This window comes from Epilithonimonas arachidiradicis, from assembly GCF_003610695.1.
GTDB classification, from domain to species: Bacteria; Bacteroidota; Bacteroidia; order Flavobacteriales; family Weeksellaceae; genus Epilithonimonas; species Epilithonimonas arachidiradicis.
This window is the reverse complement of sequence record NZ_RAQH01000006.1, coordinates 111506-132695: the sequence shown is the minus strand read 5'-3', so window position 1 is coordinate 132695 and position 21190 is coordinate 111506. Positions and strand designations below refer to the sequence as shown.

At 35.3% G+C, this 21190-nt stretch carries 21 protein-coding genes; 6 read left to right on the top strand and 15 right to left on the bottom strand.

Going from position 1 to position 21190, the window contains the following annotated elements; genetic code table 11:
* Nucleotides 1-60: 60 nt before the first annotated feature.
* The 5 genes from BXY58_RS11075 to BXY58_RS11055 all read right to left on the bottom strand — a co-directional run bounded on the left by BXY58_RS11075 (nucleotide 61) and on the right by BXY58_RS11055 (nucleotide 6742).
* Nucleotides 61-2040, bottom strand: a complete 1980-nt coding sequence (locus tag BXY58_RS11075; RefSeq protein ID WP_120213924.1) for a T9SS type A sorting domain-containing protein — start codon at nucleotides 2038-2040, stop codon at nucleotides 61-63.
* A gap of 109 nt (nucleotides 2041-2149) precedes the next feature.
* Nucleotides 2150-3580, bottom strand: a complete 1431-nt coding sequence (locus BXY58_RS11070) for a GEVED domain-containing protein (RefSeq protein WP_120213923.1) — start codon at nucleotides 3578-3580, stop codon at nucleotides 2150-2152.
* Between the two features lie 157 nt (nucleotides 3581-3737).
* A complete protein-coding gene (locus BXY58_RS11065; protein WP_120213922.1) occupies nucleotides 3738-4823 on the bottom strand; it encodes a tetratricopeptide repeat protein in 1086 nt (361 codons plus the stop codon).
* 2 nt (nucleotides 4824-4825) lie between these two features.
* Entirely contained in the window at nucleotides 4826-6307 is a 1482-nt protein-coding gene (locus tag BXY58_RS11060; protein WP_147366839.1) for a helix-turn-helix domain-containing protein, read from the bottom strand.
* An 87-nt stretch (nucleotides 6308-6394) separates the two neighbouring features.
* Nucleotides 6395-6742 carry a winged helix-turn-helix transcriptional regulator gene (locus BXY58_RS11055; protein ID WP_120213920.1) on the bottom strand — a complete coding sequence of 116 codons (348 nt, stop codon included), beginning with the start codon at nucleotides 6740-6742 and terminating at the stop codon, nucleotides 6395-6397.
* 171 nt (nucleotides 6743-6913) lie between these two features.
* On the opposite strand from BXY58_RS11055, the gene BXY58_RS11050 reads away from it, so the two are divergent.
* On the top strand, nucleotides 6914-7546 hold the full coding sequence (locus BXY58_RS11050) for a nitroreductase family protein (RefSeq protein WP_120213919.1): 633 nt from the start codon (nucleotides 6914-6916) through the stop codon (nucleotides 7544-7546).
* A 150-nt stretch (nucleotides 7547-7696) separates the two neighbouring features.
* On the opposite strand, the gene BXY58_RS11045 is transcribed toward BXY58_RS11050, so the two are convergent.
* The 4 genes from BXY58_RS11045 to BXY58_RS11035 form a co-directional block, all read right to left on the bottom strand.
* Entirely contained in the window at nucleotides 7697-9088 is a 1392-nt protein-coding gene (locus BXY58_RS11045) for a type III PLP-dependent enzyme domain-containing protein (RefSeq protein WP_120213918.1), read from the bottom strand.
* A 90-nt stretch (nucleotides 9089-9178) separates the two neighbouring features.
* Nucleotides 9179-9814: a thiamine diphosphokinase gene (locus BXY58_RS11040; protein WP_120213917.1), complete on the bottom strand. Its 636-nt coding sequence runs from the start codon at nucleotides 9812-9814 to the stop codon at nucleotides 9179-9181.
* Nucleotides 9804-9932: a hypothetical protein gene (locus BXY58_RS17150; protein WP_262891354.1), complete on the bottom strand. Its 129-nt coding sequence runs from the start codon at nucleotides 9930-9932 to the stop codon at nucleotides 9804-9806. Before BXY58_RS17150 ends, BXY58_RS11040 begins: the two co-directional genes overlap by 11 nt.
* A 210-nt stretch (nucleotides 9933-10142) precedes the next feature.
* Nucleotides 10143-10715, bottom strand: coding sequence for a cob(I)yrinic acid a,c-diamide adenosyltransferase (locus BXY58_RS11035; protein WP_120213916.1), 573 nt, complete (start codon nucleotides 10713-10715; stop codon nucleotides 10143-10145).
* A gap of 306 nt (nucleotides 10716-11021) precedes the next feature.
* On the opposite strand from BXY58_RS11035, the gene BXY58_RS11030 reads away from it, so the two are divergent.
* On the top strand, nucleotides 11022-12749 hold the full coding sequence (locus tag BXY58_RS11030) for an ABC transporter ATP-binding protein (protein ID WP_120214006.1): 1728 nt from the start codon (nucleotides 11022-11024) through the stop codon (nucleotides 12747-12749).
* 135 nt (nucleotides 12750-12884) lie between these two features.
* Nucleotides 12885-13847 (top strand): helix-turn-helix transcriptional regulator, encoded by a 963-nt coding sequence (locus BXY58_RS11025; protein WP_120213915.1) that lies wholly within the window; start codon nucleotides 12885-12887, stop codon nucleotides 13845-13847.
* Between the two features lie 41 nt (nucleotides 13848-13888).
* Here BXY58_RS11025 and BXY58_RS11020 read toward each other — a convergent pair whose 3' ends face one another.
* Both BXY58_RS11020 and lptB read right to left on the bottom strand, forming a co-directional pair.
* Nucleotides 13889-14368, bottom strand: coding sequence for a DinB family protein (locus BXY58_RS11020; RefSeq protein ID WP_120213914.1), 480 nt, complete (start codon nucleotides 14366-14368; stop codon nucleotides 13889-13891).
* A gap of 195 nt (nucleotides 14369-14563) precedes the next feature.
* Nucleotides 14564-15292, bottom strand: a complete 729-nt coding sequence (gene lptB / locus BXY58_RS11015) for an LPS export ABC transporter ATP-binding protein (RefSeq protein ID WP_120213913.1) — start codon at nucleotides 15290-15292, stop codon at nucleotides 14564-14566.
* Nucleotides 15293-15534: 242 nt separating this feature from the next.
* On the opposite strand from lptB, the gene BXY58_RS11010 reads away from it, so the two are divergent.
* Complete coding sequence (locus BXY58_RS11010) at nucleotides 15535-16305, top strand: TrmH family RNA methyltransferase (RefSeq protein ID WP_120213912.1); 771 nt, start codon at nucleotides 15535-15537, stop codon at nucleotides 16303-16305.
* 50 nt (nucleotides 16306-16355) lie between these two features.
* Here the strand turns inward: BXY58_RS11010 and BXY58_RS11005 are convergent, their stop codons facing one another.
* Entirely contained in the window at nucleotides 16356-16586 is a 231-nt protein-coding gene (locus BXY58_RS11005) for a PG1828 family lipoprotein (RefSeq protein ID WP_120213911.1), read from the bottom strand.
* A gap of 167 nt (nucleotides 16587-16753) precedes the next feature.
* Here BXY58_RS11005 and BXY58_RS11000 point away from each other — a divergent pair, with 167 nt between their 5' ends.
* A complete protein-coding gene (locus BXY58_RS11000; RefSeq protein WP_120213910.1) occupies nucleotides 16754-17845 on the top strand; it encodes a hypothetical protein in 1092 nt (363 codons plus the stop codon).
* On the top strand, nucleotides 17829-18425 hold the full coding sequence (locus BXY58_RS10995; protein WP_120213909.1) for a hypothetical protein: 597 nt from the start codon (nucleotides 17829-17831) through the stop codon (nucleotides 18423-18425). Before BXY58_RS11000 ends, BXY58_RS10995 begins: the two co-directional genes overlap by 17 nt.
* Nucleotides 18426-18459: 34 nt before the next feature.
* Here BXY58_RS10995 and BXY58_RS10990 read toward each other — a convergent pair whose 3' ends face one another.
* The 3 genes from BXY58_RS10990 to trhO form a co-directional block, all read right to left on the bottom strand.
* Nucleotides 18460-18696, bottom strand: a complete 237-nt coding sequence (locus tag BXY58_RS10990; protein ID WP_120213908.1) for a hypothetical protein — start codon at nucleotides 18694-18696, stop codon at nucleotides 18460-18462.
* Between the two features lie 163 nt (nucleotides 18697-18859).
* On the bottom strand, nucleotides 18860-19429 hold the full coding sequence (locus BXY58_RS10985; RefSeq protein ID WP_120213907.1) for a 5-formyltetrahydrofolate cyclo-ligase: 570 nt from the start codon (nucleotides 19427-19429) through the stop codon (nucleotides 18860-18862).
* Nucleotides 19430-19442: 13 nt separating this feature from the next.
* Complete coding sequence (gene trhO, locus BXY58_RS10980; RefSeq protein WP_120213906.1) at nucleotides 19443-20810, bottom strand: oxygen-dependent tRNA uridine(34) hydroxylase TrhO; 1368 nt, start codon at nucleotides 20808-20810, stop codon at nucleotides 19443-19445.
* Between the last annotated feature and the right edge of the window lie 380 nt (nucleotides 20811-21190).

Genomic DNA, 21190 nt, shown 5'->3' with positions numbered 1-21190 from the left:
AACGAGGCCTTTCTGATAAGATCAACCTCGTATTGAATTAATAATTATGATGAATTAGATTTACTTTTTAATCACTTTTGTCATTTCAGTTTTACCTTCTACAACTGTTTTCACAAAGTAAACTCCGGAAGATAATTTAGTAAGATTAATGACATTAGAATTATTGATTTCCTGAATCAATTGTCCGCTAACATTGTAAACCGAGATTTGATTCACCTTTTGGTCTGATGAAACGGTCAGAACATCATTCACAGGATTAGGATAAACCTGAACTTTCGCCTTATTAGCCACATCATTCACAGCCATTGTCTCGATTGTAAATTCGTCCGCTCCAATATCTGGCGTTGTTGCGCTTCTTGCAGCTCCATCAAAATCAGTTGTCACATCTGCCAGAACAACCCCTTTGTTATCGATTGGCGAATTCTCTGTATTAAGCGCAATGTGAAGATCTGAATCAGAAACGAATTTTGGAAGAGCTTTGATAGAATTATCATTTCCTCCTAAGATACCTTTCATACCAGCAATATCCGTATAAGCAGGCGGCCCGCCCAGTGTTTGACCTAATGCCGGACCAGAACTGTAGGCAATATTATTATCGATATTAGAATAAATCGAAGCAACTGGCGGTGTTGACATTGCAAAAGCAGGAATTGTTGTATCCGCCAGATTAACAGCGAAAATATTATTTCTAAGATCAATTGCACCAGCGCCAGAAACACTAGAAATCACACTGAAAGCGATCGGGACACCTTTATTGGTTCCGTCATTCTGAGTTTCGGTCAAGTAAACAGAATTATTATAAACTTTGTAGCCGGTTCCTGCATTAATTAAGATGCCTCCAGTATAATTTGCTGATGAAGTATTAGCCGCAAAACTAGAGATTTTTGAAATGAAATTGTTACTTACTAACGTGTTTGATGCGGTTCCTGCAGACAAGATAATTGCCTCTGCTCCATAACCTACCGTAGTTGCCGTTCTTAAACCTGTCAGATTTTTGATTTCATTTTGACTTATAACCGTACCAACCGTGGAACCTCCCAAGCTGATTCCCACGACAGAACTGTTGAATCCATTACTGGACAAATTGGAAATTTTGTTTCTTAGAATCTTGTTTGCTGTAGGTACACCACCAGCTCCTGCATTGTTAAAAATTTGGATTCCTGTTGCACTTCCTCCTCCTGCATTATTTACAGTGATGTTATCAATGATATTATCAGAAACGGTGGAGTTCATTGTAGAAACCGCCAACCAAATTCCTCTTTTCCCTTCGTTGGATGTATTTTCGAAGTTTCCGATTTTATTCTCAGAAACAACCACACCATCTGTACCACCGAGATAAATTCCCATATATCGATTACAATTCTCTCCGCTTGTAGAAAGATCATTTTTTGTAATCACAGAGCCAGAGCCATTTCCAACCGCAGAAACTGCAATCATATAAATCCCTTGATAAGATTTTTGAATGGAATTGTTTTCTAATCTGATATTATTGAAATACCCTGCTGTTTGAGCGCCTGCTGCATTACTTACGATGATTCCGCTTCCCGTCGTTTTTGCACCGTTAATGATTGTGGTATTTTTTATAGTAACATTACTCAATGGATTAGCGGCATCAGAAGATCCCATTCCAATTACAACAGATCCTGTTGCAAAGCCATTAATGATACTAAGATCTCTGGAATTTGAACCATTATTGCTTCCATCAATTGTCACATTACTTCCCAAGATTCTCAGAACCGGACCAGCCGTTGTTGAGTTGGTAATTGTAGCAGTAGTTCCAGTCGCAGGTTTCAATGAAACCGAAGTGAAGTTTGAAGTTGTTCCTGTACTTCTGTTCAAAACCGCTGTTGCAGTTTCGGAAGTGTTTGCTGTAAGCGTGATATTGATTGCACCTTGATGTGTTCCGGCATTGATAGCATCAAAAGCACCTTTCACTGTGGTATAAGTAGCAGTTTCAGTTCCGGAAGAGGCAACCACGTCTACTTGTGCCATTGCTACAGTTCCTATGAAACTGGATAAAAAAAGTATAGTTTTTTTCATATAGATTTCTTGAATTTCGGTTAAATTTTGGCAAAAAAAATCCCAACTATCAATAAAAGATAGTTTTACAATAGCCGAGAAGATTTTAGATTATTTGAAAGAAATTTGATTATTTCTTGATGACTTTAGAAGTCTCTGTTTTTCCTTCTACATCAGTTTTAACAACATAAACGCCAGCAGATAGATTGTTCATATTAACCGTGTTGGCGTTCTGAACTGTTTTTACCAATTGTCCTGCAGTATTGTAAACTGAAATCGAATTCACTTTTTTGTTTGATGAAACTGTCAGTACATCTTTCACCGGATTGGGATACAACTGAACTTTGTTGAAAGAAGTTTCTCCGGTTGCTAATGCTTCCGTTACTTTAAGTGCATAATCTTCAACTTGTCCATTGTTATAGTTGCCGCAAGCGCCGGTTGGCCAAAACATTGCAAAAGTGGAAGGTGAATTGACTTTTAGAAGTCTCAACCTTGTATTTCCAACTACTGCATCTTCCGGAACTTTGATAGTCAGCTCAGCAGACACATCATCCATACCAGTGCTTCCTTTTACAAAACCGATTCTGTAGATTTCGTTTGCATTATCAAGTGTTCCATTCTGATTCCAATCGATAAAGGCAGTAAAAGTGCTTACTTTCCAAGATCCAGCTGTATTTCCTTTAACTGTGATTTTATATTCTTTACCTCGTTCAAGGTTTCCAACTTTAGAAAGGAAATTTTCGTAAGAACTACTGGCATTAGGATCAGAAACGTTAGAGATATCCGCAAAAGTAACAGAAGTTATCGGCTCAGAAACAGTTGCCGAAACTGAGCAATAAGATGATGTGCTTGGGTTGTTTGGCAATACTCTTATCTTCGTGCTTCCTTTTAAACCTTCTCCGGACCAGTCATTGTAGCTCAATATCCAGTTTCCTTCTACAGGCTGAAGCGGAACCATTCCAGCAGGAGCGAAAAGTCTGGAATTGGAATTGAAATCAATACTCAATTCTCCATTTTCATCCGCATACATTTCTTCATCTTTATTCAGTTCCCAGCCATTAGATGCAGGATCACCAACGTTAATTTTAACCTGACCATAAGGAACCAAATTTTTCACTTTAATTTTAGTTCCCGAAACAAAATCTCCCATTTTGAATTCTGCAGGAGCAACTTCGCCAGTAATAACGTGCTTAGGATCTTTGATAACGGTATAATTTCCAGAAGCTGTTTTTCCGGATGCATCTTCAACATTAAGAGTATAATATCCTAATGGAGAAGTATTAGTCCATCCATTGAACTGGAACGTCACATTTCCGCTAGCATCTGTTGTAGAAGATAAACTTCTTAAACCACCTTGCGGATCAACCGATGTAAATTTGATTGCAGAATTAGCAGCAAAACCACTTCCGGTAACTTGGATACCATATGCCCAATACCAATATTCATATATACTATTTGCTGCAGTAGGATAACCCGGAACTTCTGTATTAATTGAGATTGTTTGTGCAGATAACATTCCCGATAAAAGTAAAGAAGCAAAAAAAGCGTTTTTCAATTTCATATCATTCAATTTTAAATTATGTTTCAAATGTAGTTGTGAAATTGAACAAAAGAAAATATTTACTGTTTAGAATCGTAGAATTTACAAGAATTACGACAATATTTCAGGAACACAAAGCATTGAAAAACAAACAATTAAAACAAAGAAGCAATTAAAATCAATTATTTACCGATTTCAGTTGATTTATTCTTTTTTTGATGTAAAATAAACTTCCTAATACAATTAAAAATATCAAAATAATAAACATACCGAATAATCTTTGATTATTTTCTAATTCCAAATCCCGAGATTCTATATTTTTATTTAACAGATCTGAGAAAGATTTTTTTTCTATCTCATCATTTTGAAGCAGATGATTTTCTAGTTTCTGGCTGTAATAGAAATACTTCTCTTTATCATTTTGCCCGAGATAATTTTGACTCAATGCATCATAAACTTCTGTCAACATTCCTATGTTAGAAGTATTCCTTATTTGTTTTTCAGCTTCTAACAAAATTTTATTAGCTTTCTCAAATTGCTTTTTACTTTCGTAAACAGCAGCGAGCCCAATCTTAGCATATGGATAAAGTTCTGAAATTTTGTGAAATTCAGTTTCTTTAACTACTTCCAAATAAATACTTTCCGCCTCGTCAGCTCTTCCAATATCAATCAGAGAATAGCCTTTTTGCATTTTAGTGATATTGACATTCAGCAAAGTGCTTTTATCTTTGCTCTTCTTATATTCGTTAATCGCTTTATCAAAATACCGAATTGCAAACTCAGAATCCAGATTATCTTTATAAATCAATGCTTTAACAAAATAGATATTCGCTGTAACCTGCTGCAAAGAGTCATCATTGAGGTAATCGATAATCGTTTCCGCTTTGTTGAGGTAATTAATCGCTTTTTTGTTGAGCTTAAGGATATAATACTGATTTCCAATAAATCCCAGCGCATTAATCATCATCAAAGAGTCTTTTCCTTTCTGTGAATTATTGAGAGATTCGAAGCCACATTTGAGCGCATCCGAGGAAAGGTGTTTTACCGAATAAGCACTTCCTTTTGCCAACAACAATTTGCTTTTCAGTCTTCCGCCATCGATTTTTGGCTCTAACTTTTTCAACGTAATCAATGCAGAATCAGGGTTTACAAAAGCCATCCTGTCTGCCGATGTTATTTGCTCTTCCAGCTTCACATTATTTTCCGATTGTCCAAAAACAACCTGAGAACTCATCAAAAAGAAAATAAATAATAACGTTTTCATAACTATTTATTTTTCAGTTGGTCGATAAACTGCGACGGACTCGTTCCTATCACATTTTTGAAAATCGTCGTAAAAGTAGTTCTGGATGCGAAACCAGCTTCCTCCGCCAAATAGCTTGTTTTATATTGAAGATATTCCGGATTATTTTCTAACTTATCAACTATATATTTAACTCTCAACTCATTAAGATAATTACTAAAGTTTTTCTGTTTATGTTTATTGATAATTTCCGAAAGATATTTTGAGTTCGTATCCAAGCGTTTTGCCAAAACTGCCAAAGACAATTGTGGATTGGTCACTTCCTTAGATTTTTCAAAAACATCTAATTTGGAAAGAATGAGATTTTCTGTTTTTTCCGGAATTACAAATACGTTACTTGCCTGAAAATCTTTCAGTTGATCGCTCAACTTCTGCTCATATTGATCAGAAATATTTCGTTTTTCTATTTCAGAATTAACCATTTTAATTCTATTTTTTAAAATTAAAAAGTAGATTAAATAGCCAATAGCCGATAAAAATCCGATAACAAATAAGGCAAATAGAATTTTGTTTTGGAAATCTTTTTCAGAATTATTGATTTGTTTTTCCTTTTGGTCGATGAGGTTGATGATATTGACACGCGCATTCTGCAAATCAGAAATCGATAGTTTCAACAGCTTGATATATTCCTTTCTTACACGAAAACAGTCTTCTGCTTTAGCTCCATTACAAACTTCCTGAGACCAATATTTGTACAAATCTTTGTAGAAAACATCACCGTATTGGGGATTTTGTTTTTTGAGTGCCAGCAAATCTGATTCCTGAAAATCTTTAGTTTTAATTTTTGATTTCAGGAGATTGATATCAGATAAAAACTTAAAATAAGAATTGTCTTTAAAATCAATTTTGTTTGGCTGATTTTCTATTTCTGACTGAATCTGATGAATTTGCATCGCAAAGGTTGGATACAATTCAGATTGCTGATTTTGATTTTTCTGAATCAAAGCCAGAGCTACTTTATAATTTTTTGCTGAAACTAGAGTCCGAATCTCCAACTCAGTTTTCCAAAGTTCCACTACTTTTTTCTCTTCATCTTTCAATGATTTTGACAAATCATCAAGCTCCAAAATAGAATGAGAAACAGATTTCTGAAACCCTATTATCTGATAAATTTTGGCAATAAGATACTCGTTTTTAGCTTTGAAAAAATCGCTATTGACATTGAGAGAAAGTCTGTCGGCAGAAATCAATTTTACGACAGCATCATTATATCTTTCAAGGTTAATGTAAATCTCTGCCTGTAAAAGACAAGCATTATAAACATCATCTACACTTCCAAAACTTTGATTGGCAACAATATAGTGTGCCGTTTTCAGCGCTTTTTCAGGGTCAGAATACATTAATGCTTCTACATCTTTGGTCAGGTTCTGCGCATCAGTAATCTGCGAGTTCGCATTGACTGCCAACATCAAAAAAAACACCAATGAAAAGACCTTTTTCAGCATATTCTGTTTAATCCCAAAACCAAACAATAAAGATAAAAAAATCTAAGCTCAAATCAATTTTAAATTTAAAATAAGATAGAAATCTGACTAATGCTCTAATACTTTTCCGATAATCTTTTTTCTATGCTCAACTCCCCATTCTGCAAGATTCTCAATGATTTTTTTCAACGTTCTTCCATAGTCTGTCAATGCGTATTCTACACTTATCGGTTGCGTATTGAGAACTGTTCTCGTTACCAATTGATTGATTTCTAAATCCTTCAGTTCACTGCTTAGCATTTTTGCGGAAACACCTACAATCTCCTTTTGCAAATCCGAGAAGCGCATTTTATCATAACAAAGCGCCGCAATGATTTGGACTTTCCATCTTCCTTTCAAAATATCCATCGTATCCTGAACGGCGAGAAGATTGGTTTTACAACATTTAATTTTCATATTGATGTTTTATTTTCAAATTTGTAATATTAAATTATCATTAATATTATTTTATAACTAACTAATTATCAAATAAATTACTTTTTAGTAACGGTAACTTTTTGTAACCTGATTACAAAAATAAACTTTTCTTTTATAACTTTGCTACTTCAAATCAAAAATCATCTAAAAATGAGTTTATTAGAAGACTTAAATTGGCGTTACGCAACCAAAAAAATGAACGGACAAGCCGTTCCTCAAGATAAAGTAGATTATATTGTAGAAGCGGCAAGATTAGCACCTTCTTCATCTGGTTTACAACCTTACAGATTATTTGTTATCTCGAACAAAGAATTATTAGAAAAAATCCAACCGATTGCTTTTGACCAGGCGCAGATTACGGACGGTTCTCATCTTTTGGTTTGGGCTGCTTGGGACGGCTATTCTCACAACAGCATCTCCGAGGTTTTCGAAAAAACAACATCTGAAAGAGGAATTCCTAAAGAAACGATGGACGATTACAAAACCAGACTTTGGGGAATGTACGAACCGCTTGGGAACGAATGGCACGCTACACATGCAGCAAAACAAGCCTATATCTCTTTCGGATTGGCAATTGCTGCAGCTGCTGAGCAAAAAGTAGATGCAACGCCGATGGAAGGATTTAACAATCAAGCTCTGGATGAATTATTAGGTTTCGCTGAGAAAGGATTGAAAAGTGTTGTGATTCTGCCTTTGGGCTACAGAGAAGAAAGCGGAGATTGGCTTTTGAATCTTAAAAAATACAGAACTCCAAAAGACGAGTTCGTTACTGAAATCAAATAAAAATTATTTCTCTCGCTGATTAGACAGATTGTGCTGATTGTAAAAAATCGGCTTAATCCAAATCTGCGAGAAAAATTAATAAAAAAGCGTCTCGAAATTATCGTGACGCTTTTTCGTATATTACCTTTTATCTAAAAGTCTATTTTCTAATTAATATCCCAAAAGTTTCAAGACATCTTCCGGTTTTTGTTCTTCTCGGAATAACTCGTACGTGAAGTTTCCGTCTTCATCCTTATCAATCAGAATATGTTTTGGCTGAGGCATCAGACAGTGATGAACACCGCCGTAACCACCAATAGTCTCCTGATAAGCGCCTGTATGGAAAAAACCAATGTACAAAGGTTTTGTTTCATTGAAAACAGGAAGATAGATCGCATTCGTGTGTTGCTCAGAATTATAATAATCATCTGAATCACAAGTCAATCCACCAAGAAAAACTCTCTCATAAGAATCATCCCAACGGTTCAATGGCAACATAATGAAGTGACGGGAAATGGCCCAAGTATCTGGTAAAGTTGTCATAAAAGACGAGTCAATCATGTTCCATTTTTCTCTGTCGTTCTGACGTTTCTGAGAAATAATTTTATAAAGATGACCGCCACTTTCTCCAACTGTAAAGCTTCCAAATTCTGTATAGATATTTGGCTCTTCAACACCTTCTTCTTCGCAGAATTTTTTGATTTGAGACACGATCTCGTTCACCATATAAGCGTAATCGTAATCAAAATTCAAGGATGTTTTGATTGGGAAACCACCACCGATATTCAATGAATCAACTTCCGGCGCGATTTTTTTCAGTCTTGCATAAACGCGAAGACATTTGTACAATTCGTTCCAATAATAAGCCGTGTCTTTGATTCCTGTATTAATGAAAAAGTGAAGCATTTTCAGCCTAGCATTCGGATGTTCAGCAATTTTTTGACTGTAATAAGGAATAATGTCTTTGTATCCGATTCCTAATCTTGAGGTATAAAATTCGAATTTCGGCTCTTCCTCAGAAGCAATTCTAATTCCGATGTCAAAAGTTCTGTCGATACTTTCCGTCAATTTATCCAGCTCTCTGTAGTTGTCAAGAATCGGTGTGATATTTTCGAAACCATTATTAATCAGCTCCGAAATTTTCGCCAAATAATCATCAGTTTTGAAACCATTGCAAATGACTTCGATATCTTTGGTCACTTTTCCTTTGTCGTAAAGCGACTTCACGATATCCATATCATAGGCCGAAGACGTCTCCAGACTGATGTCATTTTTCAACGCTTCTTCTACAACAAACGCAAAATGACTGGACTTTGTGCAGTAGCAATATCTGTAATTTTTCTGATAATCGTTCTTTTCAAAAGCTTCTTTGAACCAGAATTTTGCCCTTTCTATATTCTGAGATATTTTTGGTAAATAATTGAACTTCAAAGGAGTCCCGAATTTTTCCACAACTTCCATCAGATTGATGTCGTGGAACTTCAGATTATTTTCTTCTACACTGAATTCCTCAGTCGGAAAATAAAGCGTTTGGTCAATTAGTTCAGAATATTTTATTTTCATTTCTGGCTAAAAAAGTTAATTGGTTTTACGATGCAAAAATGATGAAATAAACTGAATATTCACGTTAATAATTCCATAAAAATTAATGAATTAATTCCCAACAAAAATCAGCAGGTCACCTTGTTTATAATTAATTATAATATCTTTATTTTCAGCAATATTCCGTGTTCCGATTCTTTCTCCGAGAATCAAATCTTCTTTATACAAAGGCCATTTCAACCCTTTTGTTTCGATATTTTTTGCTATAGGAAAAGGCATCAAAGAAATCATCTTCCCTTTAACATCAGAAATTGCGAATTTTTTCGGAATAAAGTAATATGAAGAATATTCATCAAAAAAACGAAGATTCACTTTATCCTTAAAAGCATAAGCTACACTCAGATTCCCAAGAAAATGGTCCTGTTCTCCTCCACTTCCGCCGTAAACATCAATTTTATCAAATCCTTTTTCGATAATGATTTCTAAGGCTTTATGAAAATCCGTTTTGTTCTGGTCAGGCGTTTCTATGATTTCGAATTGATGATTCTGACCTTGCTGAATAATTTCTTCTTCAATTTTATGTGAATCGAAATCGCCGGAAATAAAATCCAGTTTGTCCAATGGAAATTTCAGCTGTTTCAAATAATGAAATGCGCCGTCTGTACAAGCTATCAAATCATAATCTGACAAATCAGGAATTGTTTTTGGAGAATCTCCGTTGATGAAAAGAAGAGCTTTATTTTTCATCTGATTTTTTATGCTTCATTTTAAAGAAAAAGCCTTTCTCTGTTTCGTTTGTTGGTTTTGAAACTGTACAAGAATTTGTAAAAATTGCCGCTAATATTATTAAAATTATTTTCTTCATCTAAATATTTCTCAATCTCTGATTATCAATTGCGTCGGGCTTTAGCCCGATGTTAAAATCAAAATTTCAAATTGGCTTTAGCCAAATCTTGTTGAAATTTTGGCTAAAGCCAAACTAATTATTTTTTTTGTAAATGGGCTAAAGCCCATTCCTACTGATTTCATAATTTGAAACATCAATCTTTCTTTTGTGACTTTTGTTGTTTTAAACTCACTTTCTGTCATTCGGGTTCCAATATTCCTCTGGCTCACCGTGAAGTTTTGAAACATATCTTGCCAAAACAAAAAGATAATCCGACAACCGATTCAGATATTTTATTAATTCTGCCCGCACTTCTTCGGATTGATTGAGGAAGACCAAACTTCTTTCCGCACGTCTGCAAACCGTTCTCGCCACATGAAGAAAAGTCGCCGCTTTTCCGCCGCCGGGCAAAATGAAGTATTGTAAAGGTTCCACTTTCGTTTCCATCTCATCCATCCAGTTTTCCAACTCCTCAATTTCTTTATCGGAAATCACGAGAGGAAGTCTTGGTTTTCCATTAGCTAAAAACAATTTGTCAATCGGCGTCGAGGCTTCTGAACCAACTGTAAACAAATCAAACTGGATTTTTTTGAGTTGATCAATGGCAGCTTCATCATCAATATGAGATTTAGCAACACCAATCGAAGCATTAAGCTCATCAATGTTTCCGTAAGATTCTACTCTTGCACTGGCTTTGGAAATTCTGCTTCCGCCGTAAAGTCCGGTTTCACCTTTGTCGCCGGTTTTTGTATATATTTTCATTGGTATTTTTTACGAAAGTTTAAAATTAACTTATTTTATTTGAATTAAGAGGTTAAACACAAAGGCACAAAGAATTATTTGAAATATTCGAATTTTTTTAAGGTACAAGCTTTGACTTTGTCAACAAAAAATCTTTGATTTTCATTGTGCCTTAAAAACTAATCAATGACAATAAAAACTTTTGTGCCTTTGTGTTTAAACTCTAATAATTCTTAACTTGCTTAGATGAAAAAACCTTTTCAGAAAACAACCAACCTTATCCACATCTTCACCCAACTGAAAAGTTTCATAAAACCTTACAAATGGATGGTTTTCGGGACTTTGGCCCTGACTTTTATTGGTGCTTTGTTTGCTCAAGTCAACCCGATTGTTTTGAAATATACGGTTGATGAAGTAACAAAGTTAACCCAACTTCCTCATCCGATGTCAGAAGGGATCCACGTTTTGATTCTGATTTCAGTTATACTTTTAGGAAAAGAATTAGCGAATATTTTCATTCAGTTTGGACAGAAATTTTATGGTGAAAAAATCAGAATTAATGTCAGTTCAGAGTTGGCGCAAGCAGCGATTGACAAAATCTTGACTTACCGGATTGCTTATTATAATGATGACCGGCACGAGTCAGGAAAACTTCAAATCCGCATCGACAGAGGAATTGAAAGCTTGACAAAATTGGTGCAGAATTTTTTCATTGATATTTTGCCGTTATTTTCAACTGCCATTATCGCTTTGATTGTAATGTATATGCAGAATCTTTACGTTGGTTTGGTTTCAACTTTTGTAATTCCGATTTACTTTTATGTAACCTCGAGGCAAGCTAAAAAATTAGGAAATGTAAGACGGACTTTAAGAAATCAACGGGAACAAAAAACTTCCGGACTTCTCAATCTCATCAATTCCATAATGGTGATTAAGAGTTTTGTCCGTGAAAAATTCGAAGGCAGAAAACAGTACAATCTCCAGATGCATTTGATGGAAAGCCAGTTGTACACGCGCCGAACGAGTTTTATTTTCGATGGTTTGAAAACTTTTATCGAGCAATTTGGTGTCGTTTTGATTATCCTTTTGACGGTTTATCTGGTGCTTGATCAGCAAATGACGATTGGTGCGATTATGCTTCACATTATGTTGTTCAATAACGTTTCTGCACCGATTCGTCAGCTTCACAGGATTTATGATGATATGAATGATGCTTTTATCTATGCCGAAGGTTATTTTGAAATCCTAAATGACGACGACGAAACCGAACCTAACGGAACGATTGATAATATTCCAATTCAAGGTAACTTTGAAATTAAAAACGTGGATTTCACTTATCCAAACGGGATGAAAGCTTTGAAAAATGTTTCTCTCAAAATCGAAAATGGAAAAACAACAGCTTTGGTTGGATTGAGTGGCGCTGGAAAATCAACCGTTATCAATTTGCTCTGTAAGTTTTATGAACCGGATTCGGGAGAGATTCTTTTAGACGGCAATAATCTGAATGATTTTGACAATGATTATTTGCGTGATGACCTTGGTCTGGTGCTTCAGAAAAATCATATTTTCAAAGGAAGTATTGAAGATAATATCCGTTATGGAAATCTGGAAGCCACTTTGGACGAAATCAAAGAAGCAGCGACAAAAGCTTATCTTCACGAGCAGATTTTGGATTTGCCGGATGGTTATAATCACGACGCTACGCAACTTTCCGGCGGTCAGCAACAACGGATTGCCATTGCAAGATTATTCCTGAAAAACCCACCGATTATTTTTCTGGATGAACCCACCGCAAGTCTGGACGCGATTGCAACGGAACAAATCAAAAACTCTCTGGATGCGATTAAAAAAGACAGAACTGTGATTATTATTTCGCATTCGTTGTCGCAAATTTTGGATTCTGATATGATTTATGTGATGAAAAAAGGCGAAGTTGTGGAAAACGGAACGCACGAAGAGTTATACGAAAAAGATGGAACTTACCGAGAAATTTTTGATGCATCGGCAAGAAGTTTAAATCTTGATAGACTCGTGAAAACTTACAAAGATGAATGATTAAAGTCTCGCTGATTTAGCAAATTAAGCAGATTATTTTGTAAATCAGCAAAATCTAATTAATCTGCGAGAAAATTAAATTCAAAAAAATTACTAAAATCAGTTACTATTAATGAGTCATTGAAAGCCCAAAAGATGAATGAAGACCATTACATTAAAAAAATAGACCGAGTCACATCGATTCTGACACAACTACAAACTAAATCGATTGTTCGTGCTCAGGATTTGGCGGAGAAATTTGATGTCAGTATCAGAACGATTTACAGAGATATTAAGACTTTGGAAAATGCCGGGATTCCGATTTTTGGGGAAGCTGGTTCCGGATATTCTTTGGTGGATGGCTACAAACTTCCGCCTGTGATGTTTACGAAAGAAGAGGTTTTGAGCTTCATTACGGCTGAAAAACTGATGCAGAAATTTTCTCACGAAAGTATCGATGCTCATTACAATTCTGCAATGGAAAAAGTGAAAGCGGTCATCAGAAACTCGGAGAAACATCTGGTTACGACTATTGAGAATCAAATTGACATCTATTCCTATCGCCCGAAAAATTCTGACAATGTCAAAAATATTATTCCAATAATTCTGGAAAGCATTGCCGAAAAGAACCAGTTAAAAATCAGTTATAAAAATGTAAAAGACGAGAATAGCGAAAGAATTATCGAAGCGGTTGGAATTTTCTACGAAGTCAATTACTGGTATATGATGGCGTTTTGCACAATGCGAAAGGATTTCAGACAATTCCGGATTGATAGGATTTTGAAAATCGAGAAAACTCAGAATTCCTTTCATCAAGAATATGGAAATGTTGGAGATTACCGAAAAAAATCAAAGAATCAAAAAGTGAATGTTAAACTTTTGGTTGAGAAAAAAATCCTGCCTTTTCTGGTTAATTCTAAAAAATATTATGGATTGATTTCTGAAGAAGAAAACGGTAACCGGATGCTGATGACCTTTGAAACTGAGTGGATCGATGAAGGTTTTCCGCGCTGGCTAATTACGTTTGCAGATTTTGCGGAAATCCTTGAACCTGAATATCTCAAAGATACGATGAATGATTTAATTGCTCAGATTTCTAACCAATTGAATAAAAAATAAAGCCTGCTAAAAGCAGACTTTATCAAATCAAGCGTAGAAAATTATCTTTGTCTTTCCCAGAAAAATGGCGGTTCAATCCCCAAAGCTCTAAGGTAAACGTAACCCTGACCGCGGTGATGAATCTCGTTGTCCACAAAATAAAGAATGTTCTGATAAACAGGAAATTCATATTGCCCAAATAAATTGAATGTCTCCTGAAATCTTTCCTCTGTAATTTGGCTAAAGTATTCATTAATCGTTTCCGTTTCTTCATCCCATTTGGCAAGAATTTCTGCTTTAGTTGTTGGATTGAAAGATTCATCGAATGCATTAATTGTTCCGTCAACAATTGATTTCAAAGCTGGTCCGCCAATTGCCAATAATTCTAAAGCCAATTTTGCGAAAGGTCTCATTCCGCCAATCGAGAATTCGAATAGATCTTTCTCCGGAAAAGCTTCAATCACTCTTCTGGTCAGATTTCTGTGGCCTTGCCAATGGATTAAAAGTTGTTGTGAGTCTAAGACTTTTGCGTTTGCGTTCATAATAGTTTGTTTTATTTGATACAAATTTATAACGCTGTTGTGACAATAGTTTGTCAGTAGGATTTTTGAATAATTTTTTTTTTTTTCGCAAAGGCGCAGAAATATTAGATCAGAGCAATAAAAAAGTCGCCAAGTTTTCCTTTGCGACTTTATATATTTATAACAAATTTAAAATGTCCGCCTTTGCGATACAATCTAAAACTTCTCAAACCTAAAGTTCTCTCCAAGATAAGCCTGTCTCACTTCCGGATCATTGGCAAGATCTTCCGGCAAACCTTCTTTCAGGATTTTCCCTTCAAACATAATATAAGTTTTGTTGGTAATCGCCAAAGTCTGCTGAACGTTGTGGTCGGTAATCAGAATTCCGATATTTTTCTCTACGAGAGACCTCACGATTTTTTGGATATCTTCTACCGCAATTGGGTCAACTCCGGCAAAAGGCTCATCCAAAAGGATAAAATTGGGGCTTGTCGCCAGACAACGTGCAATTTCCGTTCTACGTCTTTCACCTCCGGAAAGCAAATCGCCACGATTTTTACGAACGTGCTCCAGGTGGAATTCTTCAATCAGTTCATCGCATTTTTTTTGCTGCTCTTTTTTGGATAATTTCGTCAGCTGCAAAACGCCCAAAATATTATCCTCCACAGAAAGTTTTCTGAAAACCGAAGCTTCCTGAGCCAGATAACCAATGCCGTTCTGCGCACGTTTATACATCGCATCTTTCGTGATATTTTGGTTATCCAGGAATACGTTTCCCAAAGTCGGCTTTACCAATCCAACAATCATATAAAAAGACGTTGTTTTTCCTGCTCCGTTTGGTCCCAAAAGTCCTACAATTTCGCCTTGCTGAACCTCCAGTGACACACCTTTTACTACCTTTTTCGGTCCGTATTCTTTGATCAAATTTTCTCCTCGTAAAATCATAAAACAAAGATATACAATTTTTCATCTTCACATTACAACAAATTTGGGCGTGCCCCTCGCCAAAGCTAAATCCATCGCCTGGGTCGGGCTATCCACTGCAATCTTTCATGTTTTTAGCAAAAAACATAAAAGGATTTCCGTTACTATCCCTCACGCGCTGCGCCATCATCTATGTTTCCACATTTTACTTTGTACATTTTACTTTGTACATTTTACTTTGTACATTTGCAAAAATTTCCAAAATGCTCATAGAAAGCCTTCAAAACGAAAAAATAAAAAGATTAACCCGACTTTTGACCAAAAATCAGGACAGAAGAAAAGCTGGTATTTTCATCGTAGAAGGTCAGCAGGAAAACGAAAGAGCAATGCACTTCGGCAATCAACCCGAAGAGTTTTATATCTGCGAATCTATTTTCAAGGGGAAATTACCAGATTCCAAAATCCATTACGTTTCAGAAAAGCTTTATGAAAAAATTGCTTACCGAGGTACTACCGAAGGAATCATCGGGATTTATAAATTAGAAGAAAGAACATTAGAAGATTTTAGTCCAAAAAAAAATTCAGCCATTATCATCTTAGAAAGTGTAGAAAAACCTGGAAATCTTGGCGCAATCTTAAGAAGTTGTGAAGCTTTTGGCATCAATGCGTTGATCGTTACCGACCCAAGAACGGACTTTTATAATCCTAATGTTATTCGCTCAAGTGTTGGTTGCCTTTTCGGGATGAATATTTTTCAAGCTTCGAACGAAGAAACTTTAGCATTTTTAAATACTTACGAATATTCTATTTTCACAACCTTTATGAGTGGTGATGCAAAACATATTCAGACAAAAAATTTAAAAGAGAAATCTGCTGTTTTGTTCGGAACAGAACATTCTGGTTTGAGTGATTTCTGGAAAGACAGAGGAGAAAATGTTTTGATTCCAATGTCCGGAACTATTGATTCTCTTAACCTGAGTAATGCCGCTGCCATTACTTGCTACGAAATCCTGAGACAAAAATTAGATCAATAAAAAAACCGTTTCTCGAAAGAAACGGTTTCAAATTCTTAACTTGGTTAAGATTATTTTTTAGCAGCTGCAGAATCAACTTTAGCAGCAGCTCCTTCTACTTTAGCAGCAGCAGAATCAACTTTAACAGCAGCAGAATCAACGTGAGCAGCAGCAGAATCAAGGGTTGCAGCAGAAGAATCAACTACAGCAGAATCAGCAGCAGCAGTATCAACAGTTTCAGTTTTTTTACAAGCTACAAGAGCAACAGCAGCGATAGCAGCTACGAATAATGACTTTTTCATAATAATTAAATTAAATTGTTAGTTAATAGATTTGTTCTTATTTGAACGGGACAAAATTATGACGAGAAATAATTTTTGTTTTTGAAAATTAATTGTAATATATTTGTAAAACAAGATTTACAAATAAGAACAACTGTAAATCAATAAATTAAGAATAAAATATAATTTTGAGCGATATAGAATTTGCATATTTTCAATCCTTAAAAAAGGCCGTTCAGGAAAAATATCTTGAGACGCATTCCCCGTCTTACGATGACATTTCCAAATGGAAAGGCATTGATATTATATATTTTCAGGAAGATCTAAGACAAAAAGCAAAAGGGAATATCAGCGAGAAAACTTTTTACACTTACTTTAAAAATAATGCTCAGGAAAAGATCCCAAGAATTGATATGCTGAATATCCTTTCTGTCTACGCTGGTTATAATTCCTGGTTTGAATATAAAAAGAAGAATCCAATTGCTGTAATTAATGAAGAAGCTCAGAGTTCGCTACCTATAGAAACTACTACGGGAAAGATTCCTGAGATAGTTCAAACTAAACAGCTTCCTACGGTTATTAACGAAAAACCTCCGGTTTCTATAGACAACCAGGCATTTGACGAAATTAATCAGAATATCAATTTCAAAACTCCTAAACAAAACTTCTTGAAAACCTATCTATGGTTAGGAATTTCAGCATTTTTATTTGCCGTGGTTTTGGTTCTGGTGTTTTATGATAATCTTTTTTATAAAAAATACACTTATGCTTTTACAGATGCGGACAGAAACTCATCTATAAAAGGAGAATTGGATGTAAAAATCATCCGAGAAAATGAATCTCCAATCCTCTTCAAAGTAAAGCCTAATTCAAAATTCGTCTACGAAACAAAAAGCAAAAATCTGAAAATGGTCATTTCTTCGCCTTTTTATAGGACAGATACTGTGAGAAGAGATTTGACATCAGCACCGTCATCCGAAGATATTGAGTTGAAACCCAATGATTATGCAATTCAGCTTTATTATTATTCCAAATCAATTACCGATTTTAAGAAAAAAACAAACGAACTCAATAAACTTATAAGTGACAACGCATTGATTTATCAGGTTGTAGACAGTGACATCTATGGCATAGAGACAATGGACAAACAAAAATACATCTCGCTGGTTACACTTCCTACAACGTCGTTAGAAAATCTGGAAGTGATCGATTCTCAGATGAAAAACGGAAAAATAGTAATGATCAAATTCAAAATTACTGACGATGAAAAAGAAAAATAACCTCTATAAATGGACATTAATTCCAGCTTTGCTAATCATCGGGATTATATCTTGCAACAAGAAATACGAAGGCGACGACAATTCTCTGGAAACCCTTAGAAACGCTAATAATAATGCGACTTACAGCAAAACAAAATTGGACAGTATGCAGGCGACTAATATGATTACATCGCAAAAGGTTCAGGATCTACTCGACTTATCAGCACTTTATACCTCAGGAAATAAAGACACAGAAATAGATTCGGTAATCTATACGCAGATGCAGGCTCACTTTTTAACAAGGGATTCTAACAACTTGAAGCCTCTTTTAAGAGAAATGGATAGTTTAAAAGTACGCTATGCAAAAGTTAGTAATCTCACAACGTCAAAAGCTGTTCAAGATCAGGATACTTTAGACTTTGCCACTTTTGATGTAGAATATTATGATAACAAAAAAACATATATCACAACTGTCAACAGAAAAGCACAATATATGCTGAAGGCTTCGCCAGTAAAGTTCCAAAAAGAATTCAAATTCTACTTTACCAGCTTTTATCCGAAAAACACAGACAGTACCAAAATAGAAAAAGCCGCTAGATAGCGGCTTTTTTGTGTAATAATTAGAGAGATTCTAATTATTTTTTAATTTCTTCTTTTGCAGCTTTCTCGTCAGCTTTTACTTCAGCTTTAGCAGAATCAGCAGTAGCTTTTACAGAATCAACTGTAGCATCTTTAGTAGAATCGATAACAGCAACAGTAGAATCAGCAACAGCGTCAACAGAATCAACAGCATTAGCTTCTACGTTATCAGTTTTTTTACAAGCTACAAGAGCGATAGCAGCGATAGCAGCTACAAATAATGACTTTTTCATGTTCTAAAATTTAATTAATTATTAATATATTGTATTTGTTAATTACTTACTCATAATTACAAGACAAAGGTAGGACGGCGTGACAAAAATCATTCATAAATAACTTGTAATATCATTGTAAATCGATTTACAAAATAATACATCTGAATTTCAAATACTTAAATTAAAATTTAAAATAGTCTGTTGGTGTAATCAGTCCATCAAGAGCTATATCAGAGCCATATACGTCCGCAATATCTTCTTTTGGATTAAATAAACCAAGTCCAATTTTATTATGAATCTTCAAATCACCAGCAAAGAAGGAATCATAAAAGCCTTTTCCATAACCAACCCTATTTCCAAATCGATCACAATATAATAATGGTGTTAAAACATAGTCTAATTCATCATTAACGTCAATATTAGAAATCGGTTCTTTGATTCCCCAATCGTTAATTTCAAATTCTGAATCAGGAAAAATCTCAACAGAAATCATTTTTTTGTGTTGGATTTTCGGTACAAAAACACGAACTTTTTTATCAAAAAAATAATCGATGAAAATCTGAGTATTGATTTCATTAAATTTTTTAATTGGCAAAAAAAGATTAACCTTTTGATTTTCAATAACATTAAATTGTAAAACGAATTGGTTGAAGATTTTTTCAGACAAAAAATTGACCTCATCTTGTGATAAGGCCATTCTTTTTTCTTTATAAATCGTCCTGATTTCCTTTTTTGTAAGACTGTAATTCATTTGTAAAAATGGATTAATCTTCTAATATTTTATACACTTTGTCAGACAATCTTACTCTGAAAGGCAATTCAAAAGTAATCTGGTCTCCTGCTTTAGCTGTATCGCTGAAATTGCCATTAACATAAATATTGTTGATAACCACTTGCTGCTCTCCCGTAGTCGGCCCGGAAATCAAAACCTTGTCTCCCACTTTTAGTTCACCATTCTCAATTAGGAACTGAGCAATTTTAGACTTGGAATAATAATGTTCTGCTTTGCCAATCAATGATTTTTTGATTTTGATTTTTTGGCGAATATCTTTGGTTTCTGCGGTAGTTGCCTTAGCTAAAGGCTGTGTAGAAAGGTCTCCCGACTTTTTAAATTTCAAAGCCTCGGACTTTCCTTTTCGAAAAATCTTATTGCCGACCTGAAGACCTTTTCTTTTGGCCACCTGCTCTTCCCAAGGCAGATGAATCGTTTCCTGACATTCGGTAGAACAGCAGTTTTCCATCGCAGCCTTACATTCATCACATTGTATGAAGAGGAGATGGCAGGCATCATTCGCACAATTGGTGTGATTGTCACAAGGTTTTCCGCATTGGTGGCATTGTGAAATGATATCATCTGTAATTCGCTCACCTAAACGGTGGTCGAAGACGAAATTTTTCCCCACGAATTTACTTTCAACGCCTTCCTCTTTGATTTGGCGTGCATATTCTATGATTCCACCTTCGAGCTGGTAGACATTTTTGAAACCCTGATGTTTGAAATAAGCACTTGCCTTTTCACAACGGATTCCGCCGGTGCAGTACATCAACAGGTTTTTATCTTCTTTGAAATCCTGCAATTGCTCATTAATAATCGGCAAACTCTCACGGAAATTTTCCACGTCCGGTGTAATGGCACCTTCAAAATGTCCTACTTCGCTCTCGTAATGGTTTCTGAAATCTACCACAATCGTATTCGGGTCTTCCAACATATTATTGAATTCCTGAGCTTTCAAGTGAATTCCTTTATTGGTCACATCAAAAGTCTCATCATTCAAACCATCAGCCACAATTTTATTTCTAACCTTAATCGTTAACTTTAAAAAAGAGTGATTATCCTGCTCCACAGCTACATTAAGACGGATGCCTTTCATAAAATCGTAAACTTCCAGCGTATCACGAAAAGCTTCTAAATTCTCTGCAGGCACACTCATCTGAGCATTGATGCCTTCCGTGGCCACATAGATACGGCCGAGCGCATCCAAGGCGTTCCAGGCTATAAAAAGGTCGTCGCGAAATTTCTTAGGGTTTTCAATTTTGGCGTACGCATAGAAAGACAAGGTAAGGCGCTCTTTTCCGGCCTCATCGATAAGTCGAGCTCTTTCTTCTGCGCTTAAGGTGTTGTACAGTTGCATGCTATAAACGTTTTAAGTGAGAAAAATAATGGCGCAAAGATAGGGATTTTGATTGATAGTTGTTAGTTGATAGTTATCAGCGCTTCAGTAGGTCATCAAAGTAGTTAAGTTGACAATCAAAGGTGTTGAGTAAACAGTCAAATGACTTAAGTAGATAATCAAGGCTCTTAAATAGACAACCAAAGAGGTTCAATAGACAATCAAGGTAGTTTAGTAAGCAGTCAAAGATGTTAAGTAGACAGTCAAATGGCTTAAGTGGATAATCAAAGCTATTAAATAAACAACCAAAGAGGTTCAATAGATAATCAAAGTAGTTTAGCAAGCAATCAAAGATGTTGAGTAGACAGTCAAAGTAGTTAAATAGGCTGTTACAGAACTTG